A 26,760-nucleotide genomic window follows, 5' to 3' on the forward strand; every position below is an offset into this window, starting at 1 on the left:
GGTGGTCTCGCCATCCGATTGCGTGCAAAGGAAGGCCAGACGTCGAGGCTGGCATGCTTCGTCAAGAGGGCGGAGTCGGCGGCCGCAGCGTCTGTTCAACCATGGGTTAACACCGTCAGCACTGCCGCAAGCAAGCGGATGCCGATTGTTCTCGGCATTGGAGGAGTGCACATGGCAACGTTAATCGGCATCGTGACCCAGGTGATCGGCCAAGCTTATGCAGTGGCTGCCAATGGGGCCCGACGAGCTCTGGTGGAAGGTGATCGGCTGTTTGTCGGCGAGCAACTGGTGACCGGAGCCGAAGGCGCGGTGGCGGTTCGCTTGCAAAACGGTCAGGAACTGACCATGGGCCGCGATAGCAGTCAGCAACTGACGGCGCAATTGCTGGATCATCAGGCCTCCCATGTTGATACCCCGCAAGTGCTGACCCCCAGCGAAGCGCAGTTAAGCGATGTCGAGCAACTGCAAAAAGCCATTGCCGCCGGCGATGACCCGACCCAAAGCGCTGAAGCGACTGCCGCGGGCCCTACCGGCACTGGCGGCGCTCCGGGTGGCCTGGGTGGCGGGCACAGCTTCGTTTTGCTCACTGAGGTGGGGGGGCGTGTCGATCCGGTCATTGGTTTTCCAACTGCCGGTTTTAACGGAATTCCCGAGTTCATCCCTGAACGCCTGGATGGCCTGTTGCCTCTTAATGGCGCAGGACCTGATAACCCGGTGAGCTTGAGTGGACTTTCAGTGGACGGTGGTGAACTGACCGTCAACGAGGCCAATCTGGAACTGGGGTCGGCGAGCAATCCCTTGGCGCTGATCCAGAATGGCACTTTCGGCGTTTCGGCCCCGGACGGCCTGGCCAGCCTGAATGTCGGCGGAATCAGTGTGGTCAGCGCCGGGGTCGCGACAGCGTTCCCGCAGTCCATCGTCACCGGCCTGGGTAATACCCTGACCATTACGGGCTACAACGCGGCTACCGGCGTGGTCAGTTACAGCTACACCCTCAATGGCAATGATCCACACTCGGCGGGCGATGGAGTCAACAGCCTGAGCGAGCAATTTAGTGTCATCGCCAGCGACAGCAACGGCGATTCGGCGAGTGGCACTCTGGACGTCAATATCATCGACGATGTGCCCACAGCCGTTAATGACAGCAACGCCGACACCGCCTCTGAAAGCCAATTGACCCTGACGGGCAATGTGCTGACCAACGATGTGCAAGGCGCCGATCGGGTGGCTTCCGGCCCCGTCACCGCCGGCACTTTCACCGGCACCTACGGCACCCTGGTACTGGCGGCGGATGGCAGTTATACCTACACCATGCATCCGACCGATCCGGCCTTCTTGGCACTCAAGGGCGGCGGCGACGGTAGTGAAACTTTCGCCTACACCATTACCGACTCGGACGGCGACACCAGCACCGCCAATCTGGTGCTGCAGGTGCACAACAACGACGATCCGGTGCTGCTGCGCGGTCTGGATATCGAGGGCGGCGAGCTGAATGTCTATGAGAAGAACCTGAGCGCCGGCAGCAGTCCGGATGCCAGCGTTCTGACTCAAAGCGGCACGTTTACCGTTACGGCGCTGGACGGCCTGAAAAACCTCAGTGTTGCCGGTATTGCCGTGGTCAGTGATGGCAGTGCCAGCACCTTCCCGCAGTCGATGACCACTGCTCTGGGCAACACCCTGAGCATCACCGGCTATAACGCCAGCACCGGTGAGGTCAGCTACAGCTACACCCTCAATGGCAACGATGGGCATCCGACCGCCAACGGCGCCAACAATTTGAGCGAGCAGTTCAGCGTCGTGGCTACCGATGTGGACGGCAGCAGCGCCACGGGCTCGCTGGACGTCAACGTGGTGGACGATGTGCCCACAGCGGTCAACGACAGCAACGCCGACACCGCCTCTGAAAGCCAATTGACCCTGACGGGCAATGTGCTGACCAACGACACCCAAGGGGCGGACCGAGTGCCAAGTGGTCCGGTTACCGCCGGTACCTTCACCGGCACCTACGGCACCCTGGTACTGGCGGCGGACGGCAGTTATACCTACACCGTGCATCCGACCGATCCGGCCTTCTTGGCACTCAAGGGCGGCGGCGACGGTAGTGAGACTTTCGCCTACACCATTACCGACTCGGACGGCGATACCAGCACCGCCAATCTGGTGCTGCAGGTGCACAACAACGACGATCCGGTGACCTTGAACGGCCTGGATGTGAACGGTGGCGAGCTCACCGTCTACGAAAAAAATCTCGGCACCGGCAGCAACCCAGACGCACCAGCGCTGACCCAAAGCGGCACGTTCACGGTTACCGCTGTGGACGGTCTGCAGACCCTGACGGTGGGGGGCATCAATGTGGTTGCAGGTGGCGTGGCGGCGGGGTTCCCGCAGACCGCCACCACTGCTCTGGGCAACACCCTGAGCATCACCGGCTATAACGCCAGCACCGGTGAGGTCAGCTACAGCTACACCCTCAATGGCAACGATGGGCATCCGACCGCCAACGGCGCCAACAATTTGAGCGAGCAGTTCAGCGTCGTGGCTACCGATGTGGACGGCAGCAGCGCCACGGGCTCGCTGGACGTCAACGTGGTGGACGATGTGCCCACAGCGGTCAACGACAGCAACGCCGACACCGCCTCTGAAAGCCAATTGACCTTGACGGGCAATGTGCTGACCAACGATGTGCAAGGCGCCGATCGGGTGGCTTCCGGCCCCGTTACCGCCGGCACTTTCACCGGCACCTACGGCACCCTGGTACTGGCGGCGGATGGCAGTTATACCTACACCGTGCATCCGACCGATCCGGCCTTCTTGGCACTCAAGGGCGGCGGCGACGGTAGTGAAACTTTCGCCTACACCATTACCGACTCGGACGGCGATACCAGCACCGCTAACCTGGTGCTGCAGGTGCACAACAACGACGATCCGGTGACCTTGAACGGCCTGGATGTGAACGGTGGCGAGCTCACCGTCTACGAAAAAAATCTCGGCACCGGCAGCAACCCAGACGCACCAGCGCTGACCCAAAGCGGCACGTTCACGGTCACCGCTGTGGACGGTCTGCAGACCTTGAGTGTTGGCGGTATTGCCGTGGTCAGCGGTGGCGTGGCGGCCGGTTTTCCTCAAGCCATCACCACCGCCTTGGGCAACACCCTGAGCATCACTGGCTTCAATGCGGCCACCGGTGAGGTCAGCTACAGCTACACCCTCAATGGCAATGATGGGCACCCGACCGCCAACGGCGCCAACAGTTTGAGCGAGCAGTTCAACGTCGTGGCTACCGATGTGGACGGCAGCAGCGCCACGGGCTCGCTGGACGTCAACGTGGTGGACGATGTGCCCACAGCGGTCAACGACAGCAACGCCGACACCGCCTCTGAAAGCCAATTGACCCTGACGGGCAATGTGCTGACCAACGATGTGCAAGGCGCCGATCGGGTGGCTTCCGGCCCCGTTACCGCCGGTACCTTCACCGGCACCTACGGCACCCTGGTACTGGCGGCGGACGGCAGTTATACCTACACCGTGCATCCGACCGATCCGGCCTTCTTGGCACTCAAGGGCGGCGGCGACGGTAGTGAAACTTTCGCCTACACCATTACCGACTCGGACGGCGATACCAGCACCGCCAATCTGGTGCTGCAGGTGCACAACAACGACGATCCGGTGACCTTGAACGGCCTGGATGTGAACGGTGGCGAGCTCACCGTCTACGAAAAAAATCTCGGCACCGGCAGCAACCCAGACGCACCAGCGCTGACCCAAAGCGGTACGTTCACGGTCACCGCGCCGGATGGCCTGCAAACCCTGACGGTGGGGGGCATCAATGTGGTTGCAGGCGGCGTGGCGGCGGGGTTCCCGCAGACCGCCACCACTGCTCTGGGTAACACCCTGAGCATCACCGGCTATAACGCCAGCACCGGTGAGGTCAGCTACAGCTACACCCTCAACGGCAACGATGGACACCCGACCGCCAACGGCGCCAACAATTTGAGCGAGCAGTTCAGCGTCGTGGCTACCGATGTGGACGGCAGCAGCGCCACGGGCTCGCTGGACGTCAACGTGGTGGACGATGTGCCCACAGCGGTCAACGACAGCAACGCCGACACCGCCTCTGAAAGCCAATTGACCTTGACGGGCAATGTGCTGACCAACGATGTGCAAGGCGCCGATCGGGTGGCTTCCGGCCCCGTTACCGCCGGCACTTTCACCGGCACCTACGGCACCCTGGTACTGGCGGCGGATGGCAGTTATACCTACACCGTGCATCCGACCGATCCGGCCTTCTTGGCACTCAAGGGCGGCGGCGACGGTAGTGAAACTTTCGCCTACACCATTACCGACTCGGACGGCGATACCAGCACCGCTAACCTGGTGCTGCAGGTGCACAACAACGACGATCCGGTGACCTTGAACGGCCTGGATGTGAACGGTGGCGAGCTCACTGTCTACGAAAAAAATCTCGGCACCGGCAGCAACCCAGACGCACCAGCGCTGACCCAAAGCGGTACGTTCACGGTTACCGCTGTGGACGGTCTGCAGACCTTGAGTGTTGGCGGTATTGCCGTGGTCAGCGGTGGCGTGGCGGCCGGTTTTCCTCAAGCCATCACCACCGCCTTGGGCAACACCCTGAGCATCACCGGCTATAACGCCAGCACCGGTGAGGTCAGCTACAGCTACACCCTCAACGGTAACGATGGACACCCGACCGCCAACGGCGCCAACAGTTTGAGCGAGCAGTTCAGCGTCGTGGCTACCGATGTGGACGGCAGCAGCGCCACGGGCTCGCTGGACGCCAACGTGGTGGACGATGTGCCCACAGCGGTCAACGACAGCAACCTGAGCACTGCCTCTGAAAGCCAATTGACCCTGACGGGCAATGTGCTGACCAACGACACCCAAGGGGCGGACCGAGTGCCAAGTGGTCCGGTTACCGCCGGCACTTTCACCGGCACCTACGGCACCCTGGTACTCAATGCCAATGGTTCTTACACCTACACGCTAAACCCCTCAGATGCCGACTTCAAAGCCTTGCACGGTAACGGCAATGGTACTGAGAACTTCGCCTACACCATTACCGACTCGGACGGCGATACCAGCACCGCCAATCTGGTGCTGCAGGTGCACAACAACGACGATCCGGTGACCTTGAACGGCCTGGATGTGAACGGTGGCGAGCTCACTGTCTACGAAAAAAATCTCGGCACCGGCAGCAACCCAGACGCACCAGCGCTGACCCAAAGCGGCACGTTCACGGTCACCGCTGTGGACGGTCTGCAGACCTTGAGTGTTGGCGGTATTGCCGTGGTCAGCGGTGGCGTGGCGGCCGGTTTTCCTCAAGCCATCACCACCGCCTTGGGCAACACCCTGAGCATCACTGGCTTCAATGCGGCCACCGGTGAGGTCAGCTACAGCTACACCCTCAACGGTAACGATGGACACCCGACCGCCAACGGCGCCAACAGTTTGAGCGAGCAGTTCAACGTCGTGGCTACCGATGTGGACGGCAGCAGCGCCACGGGCTCGCTGGACGTCAACGTGGTGGACGATGTGCCCACAGCGGTCAACGACAGCAACGCCGACACCGCCTCTGAAAGCCAATTGACCCTGACGGGCAATGTGCTGACCAACGACACCCAAGGGGCGGACCGAGTGCCAAGTGGTCCGGTTACCGCCGGCACTTTCACCGGCACCTACGGCACCCTGGTACTCAATGCCAATGGTTCTTACACCTACACGCTAAACCCCTCAGATGCCGACTTCAAAGCCTTGCACGGTAACGGCAATGGTACTGAGAACTTCGCCTACACCATTACCGACTCGGACGGCGACACCAGCACCGCTAACCTGGTGCTGCAGGTGCACAACAACGACGATCCGGTGACCTTGAACGGTCTGGATGTGAACGGTGGCGAGCTCACCGTCTATGAAAAAAATCTCGGCACCGGCAGCAACCCAGACGCACCAGCGCTGACCCAAAGCGGTACGTTCACGGTCACCGCGCCGGATGGCCTGCAAAGCCTGACGGTGGGGGGCATCAATGTGGTTGCAGGTGGCGTGGCGGCGGGGTTCCCGCAGACCGCCACCACTGCTCTGGGCAACACCCTGAGTATCACCGGCTATAACGCCAGCACCGGTGAGGTCAGCTACAGCTACACGCTGCTGGATAATGAAACCCACCCGACTGCACTCGGGGCCAACAGCATTGCCGAGCACTTCAGTGTGCTGGCCACCGACGGCGACGGCAGCACGGCCGCCGGGGTGATCGACGTCAACATCGTCGATGATTTGCCCATCGCTACTGCCGATAGCACCACTGCGGTGGAAGGCGCGACGGTCAATGTCAGTGTGCTTGGCAATGACCTGCTGGGCGCGGATGGTGCGGCAGTCGGTGGGGCAGTGGTCGGTGTGCGCGCCGGCGGCAACACCGCGACTTCGGCGATCGGCGGGTTGGGCAGCACCATCAATGGCACCTACGGCACCCTGACCCTGGATGCCGCCGGTAATGCGGTGTACCACAGCAATCCGAACTCGGTGAACCCGCCTGGTGCCAGTGACGTCTTTACCTACACCATTCGTGACAGCGATGGCGACGAAAGCACCACCACCTTGACCATCAATGTCACTGACAGCGGCCTCAAGGCGGTGACTGATCAAGATGTCACCGTCTATGAAAAGGCCTTGGATCTGAACAAAGACGGTCAGGACCTGGCTGCCGGCACCGTGATCGGTAGCGATCCAGGCTCCACTGCGGAAACCGCCAGCGGCACCTTGGTCGGCTCGGTTACCGGTGGTTCGGGAGGCATCACGTTCAGCCTGGTGGGCAGCGCCACCGGAAGTTATGGACAGATTCTGCTCAACCCCAATGGCACCTACACCTACACCTTGACCTCGGCGCCGAAAACCACCCCCAATGCCAACGATGGCAGCAACACGCTCAGCGAGAGCTTCACCTACAAGGCCACCGATGCCCTGGGTAATAGCACCACCGGCAGCATCTTGGTGAGCATTGTCGATGACGTGCCTAAGGCCGTGGCCAGCGAGCGCTCGGTGACTGCGGTGGAGGTGGACTCCAACTTGCTGTTGGTGATTGACGTGTCCGGCAGCATGGCCGATCCGTCGGGGGTAGTGGGGCTGTCGCGCCTGGATCTGGCCAAGCAGGCCATCAGTGCCCTGCTCGACAAGTACGACAATATGGGCGATGTCAAAGTCCAACTTGTCACGTTCAGCAGCACAGCCACTGACAGAACGCCCGTCTGGGTCGACGTGGCCACTGCCAAGTCGATTGTCGCCACACTGACCGCCGGTGGCGGAACCAACTATGACGCCGCAGTGGCCGCAGCGAAACTGGCCTTTGTCACCAGTGGCCAACTGACCGGGGCGCAGAACGTTGGTTACTTTTTCTCCGATGGCGCACCCACCTCGGGCCAGGAAATCGGCACTGCAGACGAGACGGCCTGGAAAGCCTTCCTCGATGCCAATAGCATCAAGAACTATGCAATTGGCCTGGGGACCGGGGTCAGCAACGCCAACCTCGACCCTCTGGCTTACGATGGCAGTACCCACATCAATACCAACGCGGTGGTGGTCACTGATTTGAGTCAGCTCAACTCGGTGCTGGCCGGTACAGTGCAAGGCTACCCGGTTACCGGCAGCCTGCTGGTTGATGGCGGCAGCTTTGGTGCCGACGGTGGTTTTATCAAATCGATCGTGGTCGATGGCGGTACCTACACCTATGACCCCAAAGGCAACAGTAACCAAGGCTCGCTGACATTCAGTGGCACCACCAACAATGGCACTTTCAATACCGTTAACAACAGCGTCAGCATCACCACCAGCAATAGCGGCACTTTGGTGGTGAACCTCGACACCGGTGACTTCAGCTACACCTCGCAGAAGGTCACCGGCAGCGTGATCACTGAGACTTTCGGTTACACCGTGAGCGACAACGATGGTGACCTGGCCACCTCGAACCTGGTAATCAAGGTCAATCCCAATACGCCACCGGTGGCGGTTGATGACCACATCATCACCAATGTGCTGTCGAGCAGCGTGGCGATTCCCGGGGATGTGTTGCTGGCCAACGACAGCGATGCCAACGGTGATCCGCTCAGTGCTGCGCCGACTACCTTTAATACCGGTTGGGTAGCCAAGGGGGCGGATTTCATTTCCCCCAACCAGCAGACCATCCCCTTCACCGGCACGAGCAACTCACCGGCCAACCGGGCCATTACTGTTGACCGGGCCTCGTTTAACGCCACCACCGCGACCATGACCGCGGTGGTGCTGGTCAGTGGTTATCTGGGGGCGGTCACTAACTCCAACGCCAACGATGAAGATGTCATCACCGTAAACCTCAAACAGGGAGAAACCCTGAATCTGAACCACAACCTTGCGGCAGGGCACGTCACCATGGAGTACGCCTTCAACGGTGGTGCCTACACCGCCATCGCCGATGGTGGCACCTTCACCGCGGCGGCGGATGGGGTTTACCAGATCCATCTCGTCAACATCACCAACACCAGCGGTGGCAACACTAATGCTGCGGAATACTATCAACTGACCATGACCGTCGATTACTCCGGGGCGCAGAGCGTCACGCCGGACTACAACGGCACCTACACGGCCAGCGATAGCCACGGCGGCAGCGATGTAGCGGCGGTGAGTATCTCCTATCAGGATGGACACACCTTGACCGGCACTTCCGGTGACGACGTGCTGGTAGCGGGCAGCGGCGACAACACCCTCAATGGCGGTGACGGCAACGATGTGCTGACAGCGGGCTCGGGCAACAACACCCTGCAGGGCGGCGATGGCAATGACCTATTGTTCAGCGGGCCGGGCAACGACTTGCTGGATGGTGGTCCAGGCACTGATACCGCCAGTTATGCCCATGCAACGGCTGGGGTGACGGTCAGTCTCGGCCTGCTGGGGGCGCAAAATACCCTCGGGGCCGGAACCGACACCTTGACCGGCATCGAGAACCTGGTGGGTTCGAATTACAACGACACCCTGACCGGGGATGGCAATGCCAACGTCATCACCGGTGGCCTGGGCGACGATGTGCTCAATGGTGGCAGTGGCGACGATCTGCTGATTGGCGGTATGGGTAACAACACCTTGACCGGGGGCGGCGGCAGCGACACCTTCCAGTGGCTGCAGGGCAACAGCGGTCACGATGTGGTGACCGACTTCACGCCGGGCACCGACAAATTGGACCTGTCACAACTGCTTCAGGGGGAAAACGCTACCTCCGCGTCCCTGGATGATTACCTGCATTTCAAGGTCACCGGCAGCGGCGCCAGTTTGGTCACCAGCATTGATGTCAGTGCGGTGGCAGGGGCCACGCCGACTCAGACCATCGATCTGGCGGGGGTCGACCTGGCGACGCATTATGGGGTCACCCCGGGAGCGGGAGGTGTGATTGCCGGTGGCGCGGATACCGCCACCATCATCAATGGCATGCTCAACGACCATTCGTTGAAGGTGGATACGGTCTGAATACGTGAGCGGCAGGTACTGACCTTGTGGCCGTTGGTGCTGTTGTCAGGGGCGGTGCAAGGTTTTCTGCCGCAGGATATAGAGGCTGACCAGCACTGCGCTGGTCAGCATGAATCCTCGAGCCCAGGGCAGGGGCACCAGGTAGCAGGAGAAACCGATACTCAGCCACATCAGGCCGATCGCATAGACCTTGCCCTTGAGCGGAATGCCATTACCTTCCAGGTAATCGCGAATCCATGGGCCCAGGTGCGGGTGTTGCACCAGCCATTGATAGAAGCGCGGCGAACTGCGGGCAAAGCATGCGGCCGCCAGCAGTAGAAAGGGCGTGGTGGGCAATACTGGAAGGAAGATGCCGAGTACCCCTAGCGCTACGCTCAGCCAGCCGATGGCCAACAGAACGTAACGCAACAGCAGGGAACGTTGGCCTATGGGCGTGGCCATAGGCGACGACTCAGTGGTGACGAGGCTTGAGCAGTGCTGGTTTTTCGTCGGGCGCGTTGCACAGCAGGTACAGAGCGGTCAGGGCTTCGGGGATCTGTACGATCATGTCGTCCATCAGGTTGGCATCGGTCGCGATGTCGGAGAACTCGGGTTGTTCGTCGAACAGGCCGGATCCCACCATGATCGGCAGTAGCATCTCGCTGACTTCTTCCTCTGCGGTTTCGAACCAGGCGGCTTCGCGCAGGAACACGCCCTCCATGAAACCGATGCACCAGCCGCGCAGGTCGGAGTCGTCCGGGTCGTCACCCAGGTCGAGCTCGCACGGCAGCTCGAATTCTTCGTCGGAAGCCAGTTGGCGCGCGATATGCGCCTTGAGGGCCAGCAGGGTCGACTCGATCACTTCGCGCTCGGCATCGTCGCTGTAGTGCGGTTCTTCGGCGAACAGGGCATCGATCCACTCACGGTCAGGAACGTTTTCCGAGCAGATCGACAGTGCGGTCAGGTAGCCGTGAGCGGCCACGTAGTCCAGCGCCTCGTCGTGCAGATCATCTGCGTCGAGGAAGACTTGCAGGCGGGTTAGTTGCTCAGCGAAGGACATTGACGGGCTACCTTGGGGAATAAACGATGCTGAATTCTAGGCTTTCTTGAGCGCTCAAGCCAGCCACGGGGCAGATATGAACGGTTCTAAAGATTACCAGCGGTCCATTGTCGGTGCCCTGTGGCGGGAAGGCCTCGGGTATACTCGCGCGTTTTGTGATGCCCAACAGGCCCGAGGGCGAGTGCGGACAAGTCGGCTAACGCTTGGATCGGTGAAGCGTGCCGACTTTTCGGCCAGTCTGAGTGTTGGGAATTCAGCGATTTTTGGAGTTTTTCATGCTCGAGCAGGCTCAACGCGTCCTCAAGGACATCTTCGGCTACGACAGCTTCCGCGGTCGCCAAGGTGCGATCATTGAGCGCGTGGCCAGCGGCGGCGATGCCCTGGTGTTGATGCCCACCGGCGGCGGCAAGTCGCTGTGTTTCCAAGTGCCAGCCCTGCTGCGTGAGGGCTTGGCGGTGGTGGTGTCGCCGCTGATCGCGTTGATGGACGATCAAGTGGCTACCCTTGAAGAGCTTGGCGTCGCGGCGGCAGCCTTGAACTCAACCCTGAGCGCCGAGCAGCAGCGTGACCTGGCGGCGCGGATCCGTCGCGGCGAAGTGAAGATGCTCTACCTGGCCCCCGAGCGTCTGGTTCAGCCGCGCATGCTGGCCTTCCTGCAAAGTCTGGACATCGCCCTGTTTGCCATTGATGAAGCTCACTGTGTGTCCCAGTGGGGGCATGACTTCCGTCCCGAGTACCTGCAACTGGGGCAGTTGGCGGAAATGTTCCCCCTTGTGCCGCGTATTGCACTGACCGCCACCGCCGACAAGCGCACCCGCGAAGAGATCGTCAATCGTCTGCACCTGCAGGATGCCGAACGCTTTTTGTCCAGCTTCGATCGGCCGAACATCTTCTATCGCATTGTCCCCAAGGAGCAGCCGCGCAAGCAGTTGCAGGCGTTCCTCAATGAGCGGCGCAGCGATGCCGGGATCGTCTACTGCCTGTCGCGCAAGAAGGTCGACGAAGTGGCGGCTTTCCTCTGTGAGCAAGGCTTCACTGCATTGCCGTATCACGCCGGGCTGCCCAATGAGTTGCGTGCCTATCACCAGAAGCGTTTCCTCAATGAGGAAGGCCTGATCATGGTGGCGACCATTGCCTTTGGCATGGGGATCGACAAGCCCAACGTGCGCTTTGTGGCGCACCTGGACCTGCCCAAATCATTGGAGGCGTACTACCAGGAGACTGGTCGTGCTGGTCGTGATGGTCTGCCGGCGGATGCCTGGATGGCTTATGGGCTGCAGGACGTGTTGATGCTCAAGCAGATGCTGCAGAACTCCGAAGGCGACGAGCGCCACAAGCGTCTTGAACAACACAAGCTCGATGCAATGCTGGCGCTGTGCGAAGAAACCCGCTGTCGGCGCCAGACCCTGCTGGCCTATTTCGATGAAGACATGCCGCAACCTTGCGGTCACTGCGATAACTGCGTTGATGGGGTGCAGACCTGGGATGCCACTGAGCCGGCGCGTCAGGCGCTGTCAGCGATTTATCGTACAGGCCAGCGTTATGGGGTCGGGCATCTGGTGGATGTGTTGCTGGGTAAGGACACGGAAAAAGTCCGCAGTTTCGGCCATCAGCACCTCTCGGTATTTGGTGTTGGCAAAGCTCGTAGCGAGGGTGAATGGCGTTCGCTGTTCCGGCAACTGGTGGCCCGCGGGCTGGCCGACATTGACCTGGAAGGTTACGGCGGCCTGCGCCTGAGCGACAGTTGTCGGCCCTTGCTCAAGGGCGAAGTTACCCTGGAACTGCGTCGCGACCTCAAGCCGCAGAGCAGTCCCAAGAGCAGCACCAGTCAGGCCAGCCAGTTGGTGCGGGGCGAGGAGCGCGAGCAATGGGAGGCGCTGCGTGCTCTGCGGCGCAAGTTGGCGGAAGAGCATGGTGTTCCGCCTTATGTCATTTTCCCCGACTCCACCTTGCTGGAAATGCTCCGCAGCCAGCCGGGCTCCATGGCGGAAATGGCCGAGGTCAGCGGGGTCGGTGCACGCAAGTTGGAGCGTTATGGTGCTGCCTTCCTCGACGTGTTAGGAGGCGGTGTCGAGGCGCCAAAAGTGGTCGCCGACATTCGCCATGAGTTGATTACCCTGGCCCGCGCCGGGATGACCCCGGTACAGATCGCTGGCCAGTTGCAATGCACGGAAAAGAACGTCTATACCCTGCTGGCCGAAGCCATTGGCAAACAGCAGTTGTCCCTCGAACAGGCGTTGGACTTACCGGAAGACCTGCTGGGAGAAATCCAGGACGCCTTCCTCGACGGCGAAGGCGAATTACCGCCGGTGGCCGAGATCAGTGAGCTGTTCGCCGGACGAGTGCCTGAAGGCGTTTTGTATTGCGTACGTGCGGCGTTGCAGTCGGAGTTTGAAATTTGAGGGGGGTGCGTCAATGTTGTAACGATTCAGTCCCTTGCGGGCCTTGCCTCATGGCAAGGGGCATGCTTAGCTGACTAATAATTAGGTTTTCTTTATTTTCAGTCTAATCATGAGTGTTTTATGCCGTTAACCGATGAACACCGTTTTGGTATGCAGCTGGCGCATATGTCTCGCGGCTGGCGTGCCGAACTGGATCGCCGTCTGGCCGGACTCGGCCTGTCCCAGGCCCGTTGGCTGGTGTTACTGCACCTGGCCCGCTTCGAAGACGCGCCAACCCAGCGCGAGCTGGCGCAAAGCGTCGGTGTAGAAGGGCCGACCCTGGCCCGGTTGCTGGACAGCCTGGAAACCCAAGGCTTGGTTCAGCGCCAGTCGGTGCTGGAAGATCGTCGAGCGAAGAAAATCGTCCTCTGTCCTTCCGCCCGGCCCTTGATCGAGCAGATCGAAACCATCGCCACCGCGTTGCGCCATGAGCTGTTCGTGGGGGTCGACGACGAAGACCTGAGGGTCTGTATGCGCGTTCATGGGCGCATCCTGGCCAATCTGGAAAAGTCTTGAAGCCTTCAACCGGGGTTGCCGGACCCCGGTTCGTCCTGTTTTTGCCTATCCCTGAATGTTGCTGATTGCGCCACCCGGTGCGGCACTTGCGCGTCTGTCAGAAGGTCTGGCCCAGGTTCAGCGACAGGGCCTTTTGGTTATCGTCGTTGAAGCCGTAGCTGAAGTTCAACGGACCCAACGGGGTGTCGAAGCCGAGGAAAATACTCGCAGCGTTGATAAAGCCACTGTCGAAGGCATTGTCGTTGTTCCATACCCGCCCGCGTTCCAGCGATCCTCCCAGGTACAGTGGGAAGTCCAGTGGCAGGTAGGAACGAGGCGTCAACCGTCGGAAATACACCGCGCGAGCCAGGGTAAGGTTTTGCCCGGACAGGGCATTTTGGCGGAAGCCGGACAACTGTCGGGCGCCGCCGAGCAAGAAGCTTGAGGTCACCACTTCGGCGTCGTCCAGGGTCCGGCCATAACGCCCGCCCAGGACCAAGGTATTGGGGCCGCTGCTTAGGGCCTTGTCCAACTTGAACTCCCACTGCCGGTAGCGGTTGTCCGAGCCCAGGCTGGGTTCGAATTGGCGCAAGGTCAGGCCGATGTCTTCACCTGAGTGGGGAAAGTAGACGTTGTCTAAAGAGTCGAAGGAGTACTGCAATTGGTAGTACCCCTCGTTGAAGTGCTCGCTGGGCAGATTATGGTCACCAATACGTACGTCAGCCTTGCCCCAGGCTTCGCCGATACCGAAACGCACTTCGCCGCTGTTGCCGATCTGTCGCCCCAGATTGAGGCCCAGGCCGTAGCGTTCCAGGCGGTACTCGGCGATCGGGTCGTTCTCCAGCACCGCTTCGACATTCTGCGCTTCGGCCACGATAAACGGTGCGATGAAGTAGCGCGAGCCAGCGTCAAGAGGTTGGTAGAACTCGCTGTAGATCTCTTGTTGGTCGCCGATCTGCATCCGCGTCAGCCACTCCGCGCCGAGGCTGTTGATGCCATTCATGCGGTAGCTGGCGCCGATATTGAAGGCGCTGTCGCCACGCATGTCATCGGATAGATTCAGGCCCAGACGCAGGTAGTCGGTGCCGCTGCGCTTGCCCCGGGCGCTGATCACCAACGTGTTGTCTTTGCCTTTGTGCACCACGCGATATTGCACTTGTTCAAAGAAGTCCAGGCCGTACAGCGTGCCCATGTCGGTTTCCAGGCGACCCAGGTCCAGCGGCTCGCCGATGTGCTGGCGGATGTAGTAGCGGATCACCTCGTCGCTGACCTTGGAGTTGTTTTCGACCTTGATCGCGTTGATGATCGGCGTGCGCTGGCTGGGTTGGCGCGCGGCGTTCAGTTCGCCATCCAGCGGTTGTGCCCTACGCAAGTGCGCCAGGCGCGCATCGAGAATGCGGGTGGCGCGATAGCCGGCGTCGATCATCTCCTGGGCTCGACCGAAGTCGGTAACACCGAAACTCGACAAGGGCGGCTGAATCAGCACATCGCTCGGGTGCAGCGTCGCCAGTTGCGCCTCTGAGTTGCGCCGGGTCATCAGGGTGATGGATTGGTTGAGCACGTCCACCACGGTCTTGAGTTGTTTGCGCGAGCGCAATGGGGTGCCGATGTCGACGACGATGGCAATGTCGACGCCCATCTCCCGGGCGACATCCAGAGGGATGTTGTCGGTCATGCCGCCATCCACCAGGAGCCGGCCATCTAACTCCACCGGCGCGAACACAGCGGGGATCGACATGCTGGCGCGAATTACCTGGGGCAGATGGCCTTTGCGAAATACCACCTTTTCGCCACTGGCGATGTCGGTGGCCACGGCGCGAAACGGGATTGGTAATTTGTCAAAGTCGCGGGTGTCGCTGGCGTGGGCGAGTTTGCTCTCTAGCAGCAGCGCCAGGTTCTGGCCCTGGATCACCCCAAGGGGCAGGCCCAAGCTGCCATCGTCACGGAAACTGAGCTTCTGTTTGACCAGAAAGTCCCGATCATCTTGCTTGCGTCGAAAGGGCACGTCTTCGCGCGGCGGCGCATCCGACAAAGCCTGCTTCCAGTCGATGTTCAGCGCGAGCTTCTCCAACTCGTCAATCTTGTAGCCTGAAGCGTAGAGCCCGCCGATCACCGCACCCATGCTGGTGCCCGCGATCGCATCGATGCGGATGCCTTGTTCCTCCAGGGCCTTGAGCACGCCAATATGCGCCAGGCCGCGGGCGGCGCCTCCGGACAGCACCAGGCCGATTTTCGGTCGCGGCGCTTCAGTGGATTGAGCGAGCAGGGGCAGCAGACAGAGGAGCAGGCAGGACAGCAGGCGGCGCATCGTGGTTCTCGGGGGACGGGCGATAAAGCCGGCTATTATAGCGACGCCCTTGAACTCAGGAGTCAGCCGTTCCATGACTGAACGTAAACCCGAAATCGTCATTACCTACTGCACCCAATGCCAGTGGCTGCTGCGCGCCGCCTGGCTGGCTCAGGAGTTGTTGAGTACATTCAGTGATGATTTGCGCAAGGTATCCCTGGAGCCCGCCACCGGGGGGACTTTTCGCATCACTTGTGATGATGTGCAGATTTGGGAGCGTAAGGCCGATGGCGGCTTTCCGGAGGCCAAGGTGCTGAAGCAGCGGGTTCGCGATCAAATTGACCCGCAGCGAGACCTCGGCCACAACGATCGTCCTCAGTGAGAGCTGGCTTCGGCCGTGGCTGTCTTGCCGCCAGCCCCCGTCGACAGGAGGCTTGAAACCATGATGGCAACGATGATCAAGGCTCCGCCCATCAGCATGCGCAGCGTCGGATTTTCGCCGAACAGCAGCCAGGCCACGGTAATCCCGTAGACCGGTTCCAGGGCGAAGACCATCGCTGCGGTGCGTGCCTTGATCACCGCCAGGCTGGCGACAAACAGGCTGTGGGCCAGGCCTGTGCAGAAGATGCCCAGCAGGCTGATCCACAGCCAGTCCATGGCCCGCACTTGGCCAAGTTCCGGTGCCGCCACTGGCAGTAGGCACAGGGCAACTACGACGTTCTGACACAACGCGGCCTGGACTGCCGGAATCCGTGAGGAGCTGGCGCGGTTGTTCAATGACAGCAAGGCAAAGAGCAGCCCCGACGCTACGGCCCAGATCAGCCCCGCAGTGGCTTGGCTGGCCAGATCGAAATCTGGAGTGACTAGCACCAGTCCGATGCTCACCAGGATCACCAGCAGTATCTCGTTGAAGCGAATCCGCTCGCGGAAGATCAATCCCTCGAGTATCACCGTGAAGGCCGGGAAACTGGCGAAGCCCAAGGTGGCGATGGCCACCCCGGCCACTTTCACCGCGACAAAAAAACTAACCCAGTGACCGGCCAGCAGCAGTCCGCTGAGCAACAGACGGCGCCAGTCACTGGCCGCCAGTTTTTGCCAGCGCGCATTACTGGCCAGTCGGGCAAAGAAGCTCAGGGCGAGTACGGCAAAAGTGGCGCGACCGAAGACGATAACAGTCGGCGAGGCGGTCGCTAGCTTACCCAATACACCGGTCAGGCCGAACATCAGAGCGCCAATATGCAGGGCGCCAAGGGCGGTACGCGGAGTCATTTCTATCCTTAACAATAAGACGACCAGTGATGGTCTTGAACGGCTACCGGCTCAGTTTATGAGGGGCGCTGCACAGTCGTCTGTCGCGATCCTGGCGTTTTTTGTCGAGAGATTAGCGTTTGCTGCCTGCCTGAGCCGACGTGGCGAGAGGCCGAACTCCCGGAGTATCGCCGCGGCAAAGGCACTTTGGGAGCTGTAGCCGACGCGGCTGGCAATCTCGCCGATGGGCAGGCTGGATCCGCGCAGGAGCTGTACAGCCATTTCCAGGCGTCGATAACGCACATAATCCATGGGGGTACGACCGCACTCGGCGACGAATCGGGCATGCAGGCGGGCGCTGGAAATGCCGGCGATCCGTGCCAGATCGGCCACTTGCAGTGGATGTGCCACATGCCGATCAATATAGGCGTGCAAGGCGACATAGGGCAGGCGACGCTGATCGGTAGGGCGGCATGGCGAATGGTTGAGGCTGGCCAATAGCAGCGCCGCACCTTGCCGGGCAATCAAGGGATCATCCACTGGGCTTTCTGCCAGCCAGTTGACCAGACGGCTCTGGATCGGCTCAAGGATGCGCCGCTGGGGACTGTCCAGCAGTTGCCGGCTGGCAGCGGCATGGGGGCCCAGTGCATCTTGCAACCAATGTTCGTCGGGTACGTTCAGGACCAGGCAGTGGCTGCCCTTGGGGCTGCCGCAGATATGCCGTGTACCGGCAGGCACGACGACAAAGCTCTGTTGTTGTACCTGGCTGCCCCGGCCTTCGATTTCAAAGTCGAGCAGGCCCGAGAGCCCGAACACCAGTTGTGCGTGCTCATGACTGTGGGCGATCAGGTCGTGGCTGTAATGGCGCAGGGTGAGGATAGATCCCATCACGGTCTCCTTGGCAGAGCGCCAGTCTACACCGGCAGTCGGGCGTTTCGCGCTGTCATCGCACTGCCGTATTTATGTCATGGGCTATTAATCGCTGGAGCGCAAGCTCGCAAAAAATCCTGGAGAGCGCCCATGACTCATGCCGAACTTGCCAAACCCAGTCGCAAGCAACGGGTGCGGACTTTGTGGATTTCAGATGTGCACCTGGGGACTCGGGACTGTCAGGCCGAACACTTGGCGCAGTTTCTCAAGGGGTATCACGCCGACCGTATCTACCTGGTGGGTGACATCATCGACGGTTGGAAATTGCGCGGTGGCATGTATTGGCCTCAAGCCCACACCAATGTGATCCGGCGCTTGTTGACCATGAGTAAGCGTGGCACTGAGGTGATCTACGTGACCGGCAATCACGATGAGTTCCTGCGTCGTTATTCCAAGCTGATCCTGGGCAATATCCAACTGGTGGACGAGGCGGTGCATGTCACCGCGGACGGCCGCCACTTGCTGGTGATTCATGGTGATCAGTTCGACGTCATCACTCGCTACCATCGCTGGCTGGCCTTTCTTGGCGATTCGGCCTACGAGTTCACCCTGACCCTCAACCGCTGGCTCAACCACTGGCGGGCGCGTTATGGCTACGGTTACTGGTCGCTGTCGGCCTACCTCAAGCGCAAGGTGAAAACCGCGGTGAGTTTCATCAGCGACTTTGAGGAGGCGATTGCCCACGAATGCCTCAAGCGCGAGCTGCACGGGGTGGTCTGCGGGCATATTCATCACGCCGAGATCCGCAAGGTCGGCGAGGTTGACTACCTCAATTGCGGCGATTGGGTGGAGTCTTGCACTGCCTTGATCGAGCATTGGGACGGCTCCATCGAGCTCTATCGTCTGGCCGAGGCCCAGGCCCGGGAGGCCCAGCTCAAGGCCGAGCGCATGAAGATGGCGGAGCCGGCCTGAGCGATCGACCAGCTTGCCAATTTCAGGCCCCGCTCGGGGTTGAGGTTTCCAGTGCGGCCTTGTACAGCGATTGCCGCGGCTGGGCGAACAGTCGTTGCAGCATAGGCTCGAAGAAGCTCAGGGGCAGGCTTTCGTAGGTGGGGTCGAAGGCAGCGGCGTCGTACCGGGCACAGAACTCGGCGGTGCGCTGGAACAGCGGGTGCTCCTTGAATTGCTCCCGCAGATGGCGGTCCATGCCCAGATGATGAAAGAAGTAGTAGCCCTGGAAGATCCCGTGTTGCTCAACCATCCAAAGATTCTCGGGGCTGACAAAGGGTTTAAGAATGGCTGCTGCGATATCCGAGTGGTTATAGGCACCCAGTGTGTCGCCGATATCGTGGAGCAGGGCGCAGACCACGTATTCTTCGTCGCGTCCGTCACGCCAGGCGCGGCTGGCGGTCTGCAATGAATGGGTCAGTCGATCCACCGGAAAACCGCCGAAGTCGCCTTCGAGCAATTGCAGGTGGGTCAGGATACGCGCCGGCAGTTGCCTGGCATAGGCGCTGAAGTCCGCCGCGATGATCGCCCAGTCTTCTTGAGTGCCGTCCCGCATATGGGTGAAACGCGCTAGAGCGCTCATCCGCCATCCTCTTGTTGTCCTGTGGTGAGGGGGGGCTGTGCCCGTGCCTGACCTTGAGTCTCGCGGTGCTGGCCGGTTGGGTATCTGACCGGATCTAAAACGGCACCTTGCCCCTGATCATGTCGCGGTACATCACAAAATCCCCCAGTAGGCTGTACAGGGGATGTTGGAAGGTGGCAGGGCGGTTTTTCTCGAAAAAGAAGTGCCCCACCCAGGCAAAGCCGTAACCGGCCACCGGCAAGGCCAGCAGCAATAGCCAGGCGCCTTTGCCGATGGCCAGGGCAAGGAGGAAGATCACCAGACTGGTGCCGATAAAGTGCAGGCGACGGCAAGTGCTGTCGCTGTGTTCGCTCAGGTAGTAGGGGTAGAACTCGGCGAAGCTGTTGAACGGTCGAAAATTTTCCATGGCCGCGGTCTCTGTGTTGGTTGTTCTGCGCCAGCTTATTTGAGTCTAGAGTCCAGGGCTGTGCTGGCCAGTGACAATGGGCGCCACTTTAGTATCCTTGGGAAATTGGCCGTAGCATGCGGCTCATCATGTAAGAAGCCCTCATGAGCGAACGTACGACTTCCGCAAGTTGGACTCAGGGAATTGTCAAAGCCCTGGAAATGGATGGTCTGGATTGCCGAGTCCTGTTTCAGCAATTGGGGCTCGACTATGGCGCTCTGGAAGATCCCGATGCGCGCTTTACTCAGGACTCGATGACCCGGCTCTGGCAGCGGGCCGTCGAGCTGTCCGGCAATCCGGCAATTGGTCTGAACATGGGGAAGGTGGTGCGTCCTGCGTCCTTTCATGTGGCCGGTTATGCGCTGATGTCGAGTCGTACGCTGGCAGAGGGCTTTCAACGTTTGGTGCGTTATCAGCGGATCATCGCTGAAAGCGCTGACCTGAGTTTCCGACTTCTACCTGAGGGTTATGCGCTGATCCTGACGGTGCATGGCGACCATCTGCCACCTACCCGGCAAAGCGTTGAGGCCTCACTGGCGTGCGCGCTGGCATTGTGCGGTTGGTTGACGGGGCGTGTTCTGCAGCCGCGTAAGGTCATGCTGCAAGGGGAGCAGCCGCAGGATGTGCAGCCTTATAAAGACGTATTTCATGCGCCGCTGGTGTTTGCCGCGGCGTTTGACGCCTTGATCTTTGAGCGCGCCGACATGGAGGCGCCGCTGCCCACCGCCAACGAGGCGATGGCGTTGCTGCATGATCGGTTTGCCGGTGAATACCTGGCGCGCTTCTCCGAAAGCCGGGTGACCCACAAGGCGCGGCAGGTGCTGTGTCGTCTGCTGCCCCAGGGCGAACCCAAGCGCGAGAGCGTGGCACAAACCCTGCACCTGTCTCAGCGTACGTTGCAACGCCGCTTGCAAGAGGAGGGCACCAGCTTCCAGGCTCTGCTCGATGACACTCGCCGGGAGCTGGCCGAGCAGTACTTGGCGCAGCCGAGCATGACCTTGCTGGAGATCGCTTATCTGCTGGGGTTTGCCGATCCGAGCAACTTCTTCCGAGCCTTCCGTCGTTGGTTCGACGCCACGCCCGGTGAGTACCGGGCGCGTCTCTTGCAACTGACGAGCTCGGTCAATGACGCCAGAACGCAGGAATGCACAACACGAACACGGTGATGATCTCCAGGCGGCCCAGGAGCATGCCCAGTGACAGAATCCACTTGGCAGCGTCCGGCAGGGTCGAGAAGTTGCCCGCCGGGCCAATGGTTTCTCCCAGGCCCGGGCCTACGCCGGACACGGTGCTGGCGGCGCCGGTCAGGGCGGTCATCCAGTCCAGGCCCAGCAGTGACAGGGCCAGGGCGATCATGCAAATGGTGATGGCGAAGAAGAATGAAAAGGTCAGGATCGAGCGGACGATTTCTTCGTCCAGACGGTGGCCATTGTACTTCTGCTTGATCACCGCGCGCGGGTGGATCAACTGATTGAGGTTGGCCTTGAGCAGGATGTAGGCGACCTGGAAGCGGAATATCTTGATCCCGCCGGCTGTGGAGCCCGAGCAGCCGCCGACGAATCCTAGATAAAAGAACAGCATGAGTGAGAAATTACCCCACAGGCTGTAGTCACCCAGGGCAAAGCCGGTGGTGGTGACCACCGAGGTAACGTTTAGCGCTACATGGCGCAGAGCTTCCAGCCAGTGCAGGTTGGTGGTCCACCAGTACCAGGTGGCGAGCACTATCCAGGTCACCAGCAGCAGTCCGAGCAGTCCCTGAACCTGCTGATCCTTGATCAGTGCCCGACGGTTGCCGCGCAGCGTCGCCACGTACAAGGTGAAGGGCAGGCTGCCGAGGATCATCACCACCACCGCGACCCAATGCACTGCCGGTTGTTTCCAGTGGGCCAGGGAGTCGTCAGAAGTGGAAAATCCGCCAGTGGAGATCGCCGACATTGCGTGGTTGATGGCATCGAAGATATTCATCCCGGCCCACCAAAACGCCAGGCTGCCGAGGATGGTGATGCCGACATAAGTGGCAACAATCAGCCGCGCCACCATGTGCGAGCGTGGCATGACCTTTTCTGATCGGTCCGAGGACTCGGTCTGGAACAGGCGCATACCGCCAATGCGCAACAGCGGCAGAATTGCCACTGCCATGCCGATAAAGCCGATGCCTCCCAGCCAGTGCAGCATCGAACGCCAGATCAGAATCCCTGGAGACATGCTGTCCAGGCCGCTGAGCACGGTGGCACCGGTTGCGGTAATGCCGGACATGCTTTCGAAGAACGAGTCGGTGTAACTGATGTGCTGGGTCAGCAGGAACGGCAAGGCGGCGAAGATGCACACCACCACCCAACTGGACACCGTTAGCAGGTACATGTCCCGGGGGCGCAGGTGGATGTGTTCGGGACGCCCGGGAATGACCAGTGCCAGGCCGGCAATGAAGGTGATCATGCTGGCCCAGAGAAAGGACGGCAGATCGCCAGTGCGCTCGAAGATCACCAGTGTTGCCATCGGCACTACCATGGCGATGGCCAGGGTGATGAGGAAGATGCCGATGATGAAACCAATGATCCTTAGGGTCGGCAGCGCCATGTGTTCCGCTCGGGCAGGAGTGAGAAGGGCGCCCATTCTACCTACGGGGCGGGGCATGTAAACCGGCACCCCTCTGGCAGATGCCGCTAGAATAGGCGGACATTTTTTTCAGGAGGTGGCCGATGGAGGCTCTCGACGCTTTGCTCAACCGTGTTTCCGTGCCACGTCTGGTGGAACCTGCTCCCACTGTGGCACAACGCGAAGCACTGTTCGCCGCCGCCTTGCGGGCACCCGATCATGGACAGTTGCGCCCCTGGCGGTTTCTGACCGTTGAGGGTGAAGCACGTGATCAGTTGGGGGCGCTGTTGGTGGAAGCGGTGCAACTGGAGGGCGGCGAGGTCACCCAGGCAGCCTTGGACAAGGCGCGCGCCATGCCTCTGCGAGCGCCCCTGGTGGTTGTGGTAGTGGCCCGCTTGCAGGAGCATTTCAAGGTGCCCAAGTCCGAGCAACGGCTGGCGGCTGGCTGCGCGGCTCATGGCATTCTGTTGGCTGCTTACGCCCAGGGCGTCGGTGCCGTGTGGCGCACGGGCGAGTTGTCCTACTCGTCCCATGTGGCCAAGGGGTTGGGGCTGGCAGAGGGGGAAGAGATCATTGCCTTCCTGTACCTGGGTACGCCGCTGAACGAGCCACGGGTTGCACCGAAAGTCGATACAGCCGAGTTCGTCAGCGCCTGGACCGCCAAAGCCTGATCTTTGCTCTCACGCTTGTGGCTACATCGCGGGCCAGCTGCTTCTGCTGATCATGGCAGTAGCGACTGGCCCGCGTTGCATTCAGGCCGGCCCCGGCGCGCCCGGAACCAGGGGCAACTCCAGGGTGGCGACGAATCCGCCCTGAGGATGATTGGCCAGTATCAGGCAGCCGCCATGACGTTCTGCGGCGCGGCGGGCGATGGCCAGTCCCAGTCCATGGCCTGGAGCGCTTTGTCCTGGGGCGCGGAAGAAGGGCTCCCCCAGTTGGCTCAGGTGCTGTGCCTCCACTCCGGGGCCATGATCGCGCACGCTGATCAGGACCTTGTCGCCCTGGCGCTGGGCTTGTACTTCGATGGGGCGGCCGGCCGGATTGAAACGCTGGGCGTTACGCAGCAGGTTATCCAGGGCGCGTTCGAGCATCGTTGGCCAGCCGCGCAGGCTCAGATGCCCTTGGGCATCGATTTGTACCCGTTGCTCGGGACAGGCCAACTGTGCGTCTTTCTGCAAGGCCAGTAGCAAGGCGTTGAGGTCCACCTCTTCGGCACTGGCATTGTCCGCGTCGACCCGAGCCAGCACCAGAATTTCGCTGATCAATGCTTCCAGGCGATCACACTCGCGGGTCAGGCGCGGCCAGAGTCTTTCCCGCTCCTGCGGGGCTGCCCGTTCCGCCAGCGCCAGGGCAATACGTAGGCGCGCCAAGGGCGAGCGCAGTTCATGGGAGACATCCCGAAGCAGTTGGCGCTGGCTGCCGATCAAACCTTGCAGGCGCGAGCCCATGCGGTTGAAGTCCCGGGCCAGCACGCCGAATTCATCTCGGCGGTTGGCCAGGCGCGCCAGGCTGTTTTGCTGGTAAGTGGCTTGGCCCAGGTCGTGTACCGCGCCGCGTAGACGACTTAAGGGGCGGGTGATGGACAGTGTCACGAGCAGACTGAGCAGGGTCAGGACCACCAGGGCGATGGCCAGGGCGCTGAGTGGCCAGGTCAGACTGTCGCGGTGCCAGGCGTCCAATTCCGGGTGGGGAATGCGATAGATGAACAGGTAAGTGTCACCAGTGTTCGGGCTGGTGTATTCCGCCGTCAGGCGGCGCCAGGGCAGTTGCCGGTCGTCGTTGTGCCGTCGGGCCTCGAAGGCGGCAGCACGCCTGGGGAAAGTTCCACTGACCACCGGATCGCCGCTTTCGTTGAGCACTTGAACGTCAATGTGAAACTGACGCTTGCGTTGGCGAAGAATGTTTTGGGCGGCATCTGCGCCTTGAGTTTCGTAGGTGTGCGTCCATTCCTCGGCGAGGCTGCTGAGCCCCGGATGCCGACTGAGAATCCACGCGTCCTGATTGAGCATGTGCCCGAGCAGGATCGACAGCCCTGCAACCAGGCTGATGGCTAGCCAGAAACTGGCCAGGATGCGCCAGAACAGTGAACGCACAGCAACTCCTTGAACGCAGAAAGCCCAGTGGGGGGGCACTGGGCTGGGGTTGAACGCTAACGCATTATTGCGCTGTTTGCGGTTGTTGCGCTTTCCAGGCCTTGAATTGGGCCCATTCGGCGCGGCGTTCCTGTTGTTTCTTCAGCATGGCGTCGAATTCTTTCTGCTGCTCAGGCTTGAGCAAACCACGGATCTCGGCCTGGGTTTTCTGCTGCTTGGCGGCCAGTTCGTCCTTCATGGCTTTCTGGTCGGCTGGGGAGAGTTTTTCCAGATACTTGGCCATGACGGCCTTGCGTTGGTGCATCTGCTCCCCCATCAGCTTGCCGATCTGCTGGCGCTGTTCGCGGCTTAGGTCCAGTTGGCTGAAGGGGCCTTTGCCGCGCATGTGTTCACTGTGCCGATGGCCGTCCATTGGGCCCATTGGGCCGTTGCCTTCCGGCATGGCCATGGCCACGGTTGGCAGGGCGGCGGCGAGCATCAGAGCGATCAGGGTCTTGCGCATGGTGTATCTCCTTGTCTCATTCCCGGTCAGTTCCGGATGAGCTCAGGCTACGCAAATCAAGGTCAGCGGCGGTCAGGGGAGGGTAAAGCTTGGGTAAAGACGTTTATCCGTCGCCCTGACAAAACCCTGTAACCGCAGTTGCAGGGCTACAGGCTGTAGTAGTAGCCGCGGCTGCGCAGGGCAACGATGCGTGGGCGACCGTCAGGGTGTGGGCCGATCTTTTTGCGCAGGTTGCTGACGTGCATGTCCAGGCTGCGGTCGTACAGAGTCAGTTTGCGGCCTAGGGCGATCTGCGCCAGTTCCTGTTTGTCCAAGGGTTCGCCAGGCTGCTTGAGCAGGGCTTCCAGCAGACGGCTTTCGGAAACCGTCAGGCTGATGTCCTGATCATCCAGGGTGACCACGCCACGGATCGTGCTGAAGCACAGGTCGCCCAGCTCCATCTGGCTGGAAGCCGCCACCGGGTGGCTGCGGCGCAATACGGCGCGCAGGCGGGCGGTGAGTTCACGGGGGTCGCAGGGTTTGGCCAGGTAATCGTCGGCGCCCAGTTCCAGGCCGAGGATCCGGTCCAGGGGTTCGCCACGGGCCGAAAGCATCAGTACCGGCAGATCGGGGTGATCGTTACGCAGTTGCTTGAGCAATTCCAGGCCGCTGCCGTCGGGCAGCATCACATCCAGCACCACTGCCGCCGGCGCGGTTTCGGCCAAGGCCCTGCGTGCGCTCAGGCCATCGTGGCAGGCGCGCACCTGGAACCCTTCCTGGGCCAGCCAACTGCTCAGAAGTTCACACAACTCCTGATCATCATCAATCAGTAACAGGTCGCTCATGAATCACTCAATTTAGCCATTGTCGACGCTTGCGGTGCCCGCCACTGGCAAAGATACCGCAGAGCAGGGCCAGCAAGGCCACTCCGCCGCCGATGACGAACCATTGCTGCTGATCGGTCAGGAGCCGCGGTGTCGGGTGAGCCTGGGTTTCTTTGAGTTGCAGCTTGAGGCGCTGATTCTCCTGGCGCAAGCGGATCAGTTGCGGGCTTTCGCGTTCGCTATCGGCGCTTTGCAATTGTTTGCTCAGTTGGTCACGCAGGCGCTCGCTCTCTTTCAAGCGTTGCTGCAACTCGGTGATCTGACTGCCGGCGCTCAGGGACAGCGGCGTCGAATGGCCGGTTTCCTGGGGTTCCTCGGCAAGGGCCGGAGCCCCGATCGATAACATGACCAACAGTAGACACAGCGGACCTTGTCGCATCGAAACTCCTGATTCCAATCGAGTGTTGGGCAGGTTGTCGGCCGGCGAACGAGAATAATGAGCGATTGAGAACGCGATGAGCCAGGAAGGTTCATCGCGTCAGGGAGCAATTACGGCATCGACTGCCTGAACGGCTTGACCACAACATTGGCGTAGACGCCAGCGGTCACGAAGGGATCGGCCTCGGCCCAGGCTTGGGCGGCGCCCAGGGACTCGAACTGGGCCACGATCAAGCTGCCGCTGAAACCGGCGTCGCCGGGGTCATTGCTGTCGATCGCCGGGTGCGGGCCGGCCAGCACCACACGCCCTTCATCCTTGAGTACTTGCAGCCGCTCCAGGTGCGCCGGGCGTGCGGCCAGGCGTTTTTCCAGGGAGTTGGCGACGTCTGTGGCAATGATTGCGTAAAGCATG

General features: G+C 60.9%; 20 protein-coding genes. 7 read left to right on the forward strand and 13 right to left on the reverse strand.

Translation table 11 applies throughout. The annotated features are described in order from the left end of the window. Window positions 1–171: 171 nt before the first annotated feature. Entirely contained in the window at window positions 172–9,501 is a 9,330-nt protein-coding gene (locus PLD_RS23055) for a retention module-containing protein (protein ID WP_159896849.1), read from the forward strand. A 45-nt stretch (window positions 9,502–9,546) separates the two neighbouring features. Here PLD_RS23055 and PLD_RS23060 read toward each other — a convergent pair whose 3' ends face one another. Continuing rightward, the gene (locus tag PLD_RS23060; RefSeq protein WP_159896851.1) at window positions 9,547–9,942 is read right to left on the reverse strand and encodes a YbaN family protein; all 396 of its coding nucleotides are present in this window, start codon (window positions 9,940–9,942) and stop codon (window positions 9,547–9,549) included. Between the two features lie 10 nt (window positions 9,943–9,952). Then, window positions 9,953–10,540 carry a YecA family protein gene (locus PLD_RS23065; RefSeq protein ID WP_159896853.1) on the reverse strand — a complete coding sequence of 196 codons (588 nt, stop codon included), beginning with the start codon at window positions 10,538–10,540 and terminating at the stop codon, window positions 9,953–9,955. A gap of 275 nt (window positions 10,541–10,815) precedes the next feature. Between PLD_RS23065 and recQ the strand changes: the two genes are divergently transcribed. Both recQ and PLD_RS23075 read left to right on the forward strand, forming a co-directional pair. Further along, window positions 10,816–12,942, forward strand: coding sequence for a DNA helicase RecQ (gene recQ / locus PLD_RS23070; protein WP_159896855.1), 2,127 nt, complete (start codon window positions 10,816–10,818; stop codon window positions 12,940–12,942). Window positions 12,943–13,062: 120 nt separating this feature from the next. Beyond that, window positions 13,063–13,497 carry a MarR family transcriptional regulator gene (locus PLD_RS23075; protein ID WP_159896857.1) on the forward strand — a complete coding sequence of 145 codons (435 nt, stop codon included), beginning with the start codon at window positions 13,063–13,065 and terminating at the stop codon, window positions 13,495–13,497. A gap of 97 nt (window positions 13,498–13,594) precedes the next feature. Here the strand turns inward: PLD_RS23075 and PLD_RS23080 are convergent, their stop codons facing one another. Beyond that, complete coding sequence (locus tag PLD_RS23080; protein ID WP_159896859.1) at window positions 13,595–15,784, reverse strand: patatin-like phospholipase family protein; 2,190 nt, start codon at window positions 15,782–15,784, stop codon at window positions 13,595–13,597. Between the two features lie 73 nt (window positions 15,785–15,857). On the opposite strand from PLD_RS23080, the gene PLD_RS23085 reads away from it, so the two are divergent. Continuing rightward, window positions 15,858–16,145, forward strand: coding sequence for a SelT/SelW/SelH family protein (locus PLD_RS23085; RefSeq protein WP_159896861.1), 288 nt, complete (start codon window positions 15,858–15,860; stop codon window positions 16,143–16,145). On the opposite strand, the gene PLD_RS23090 is transcribed toward PLD_RS23085, so the two are convergent. Continuing rightward, the gene (locus tag PLD_RS23090; protein WP_159896863.1) at window positions 16,139–17,032 is read right to left on the reverse strand and encodes a DMT family transporter; all 894 of its coding nucleotides are present in this window, start codon (window positions 17,030–17,032) and stop codon (window positions 16,139–16,141) included. The genes PLD_RS23085 and PLD_RS23090 overlap by 7 nt on opposite strands. A gap of 51 nt (window positions 17,033–17,083) precedes the next feature. Then, a complete protein-coding gene (locus PLD_RS23095) occupies window positions 17,084–17,899 on the reverse strand; it encodes an AraC family transcriptional regulator (RefSeq protein ID WP_159896865.1) in 816 nt (271 codons plus the stop codon). Window positions 17,900–18,031: 132 nt separating this feature from the next. On the opposite strand from PLD_RS23095, the gene PLD_RS23100 reads away from it, so the two are divergent. Continuing rightward, entirely contained in the window at window positions 18,032–18,853 is an 822-nt protein-coding gene (locus PLD_RS23100; RefSeq protein ID WP_159896867.1) for a UDP-2,3-diacylglucosamine diphosphatase, read from the forward strand. A 22-nt stretch (window positions 18,854–18,875) separates the two neighbouring features. Here the strand turns inward: PLD_RS23100 and PLD_RS23105 are convergent, their stop codons facing one another. Further along, window positions 18,876–19,472: an HD domain-containing protein gene (locus PLD_RS23105; protein ID WP_159896869.1), complete on the reverse strand. Its 597-nt coding sequence runs from the start codon at window positions 19,470–19,472 to the stop codon at window positions 18,876–18,878. A 94-nt stretch (window positions 19,473–19,566) separates the two neighbouring features. Then, on the reverse strand, window positions 19,567–19,878 hold the full coding sequence (locus tag PLD_RS23110; RefSeq protein ID WP_159896871.1) for a DUF962 domain-containing protein: 312 nt from the start codon (window positions 19,876–19,878) through the stop codon (window positions 19,567–19,569). A 143-nt stretch (window positions 19,879–20,021) separates the two neighbouring features. Between PLD_RS23110 and PLD_RS23115 the strand changes: the two genes are divergently transcribed. Further along, window positions 20,022–21,083, forward strand: coding sequence for an AraC family transcriptional regulator (locus PLD_RS23115; RefSeq protein ID WP_159896873.1), 1,062 nt, complete (start codon window positions 20,022–20,024; stop codon window positions 21,081–21,083). Here the strand turns inward: PLD_RS23115 and PLD_RS23120 are convergent. Beyond that, window positions 21,040–22,494 carry a TrkH family potassium uptake protein gene (locus tag PLD_RS23120; protein WP_159896875.1) on the reverse strand — a complete coding sequence of 485 codons (1,455 nt, stop codon included), beginning with the start codon at window positions 22,492–22,494 and terminating at the stop codon, window positions 21,040–21,042. The two genes, PLD_RS23115 and PLD_RS23120, sit on opposite strands and share 44 nt — an antisense overlap. 122 nt (window positions 22,495–22,616) lie before the next feature. Between PLD_RS23120 and PLD_RS23125 the strand changes: the two genes are divergently transcribed. After that, the gene (locus tag PLD_RS23125; protein ID WP_159896877.1) at window positions 22,617–23,183 is read left to right on the forward strand and encodes a nitroreductase family protein; all 567 of its coding nucleotides are present in this window, start codon (window positions 22,617–22,619) and stop codon (window positions 23,181–23,183) included. Window positions 23,184–23,264: 81 nt separating this feature from the next. Here PLD_RS23125 and PLD_RS23130 read toward each other — a convergent pair whose 3' ends face one another. The 5 genes from PLD_RS23130 to PLD_RS23150 all read right to left on the reverse strand — a co-directional run bounded on the left by PLD_RS23130 (window position 23,265) and on the right by PLD_RS23150 (window position 26,759). After that, window positions 23,265–24,605, reverse strand: coding sequence for a HAMP domain-containing sensor histidine kinase (locus PLD_RS23130; RefSeq protein WP_159896879.1), 1,341 nt, complete (start codon window positions 24,603–24,605; stop codon window positions 23,265–23,267). A 64-nt stretch (window positions 24,606–24,669) separates the two neighbouring features. Next, on the reverse strand, window positions 24,670–25,107 hold the full coding sequence (locus PLD_RS23135; RefSeq protein WP_159896881.1) for an LTXXQ domain protein: 438 nt from the start codon (window positions 25,105–25,107) through the stop codon (window positions 24,670–24,672). 146 nt (window positions 25,108–25,253) lie between these two features. Then, complete coding sequence (locus PLD_RS23140; protein WP_159896883.1) at window positions 25,254–25,931, reverse strand: response regulator transcription factor; 678 nt, start codon at window positions 25,929–25,931, stop codon at window positions 25,254–25,256. A gap of 7 nt (window positions 25,932–25,938) precedes the next feature. Continuing rightward, window positions 25,939–26,349, reverse strand: a complete 411-nt coding sequence (locus PLD_RS23145) for a translation initiation factor 2 (RefSeq protein WP_159896885.1) — start codon at window positions 26,347–26,349, stop codon at window positions 25,939–25,941. Window positions 26,350–26,459: 110 nt separating this feature from the next. Beyond that, complete coding sequence (locus PLD_RS23150) at window positions 26,460–26,759, reverse strand: YciI family protein (protein WP_159896887.1); 300 nt, start codon at window positions 26,757–26,759, stop codon at window positions 26,460–26,462. Window position 26,760: the final 1 nt, after the last annotated feature.

The sequence above is a fragment of the Pseudomonas sp. LD120 genome (assembly GCF_009861525.1).
Lineage (GTDB): Bacteria > Pseudomonadota > Gammaproteobacteria > Pseudomonadales > Pseudomonadaceae > Aquipseudomonas.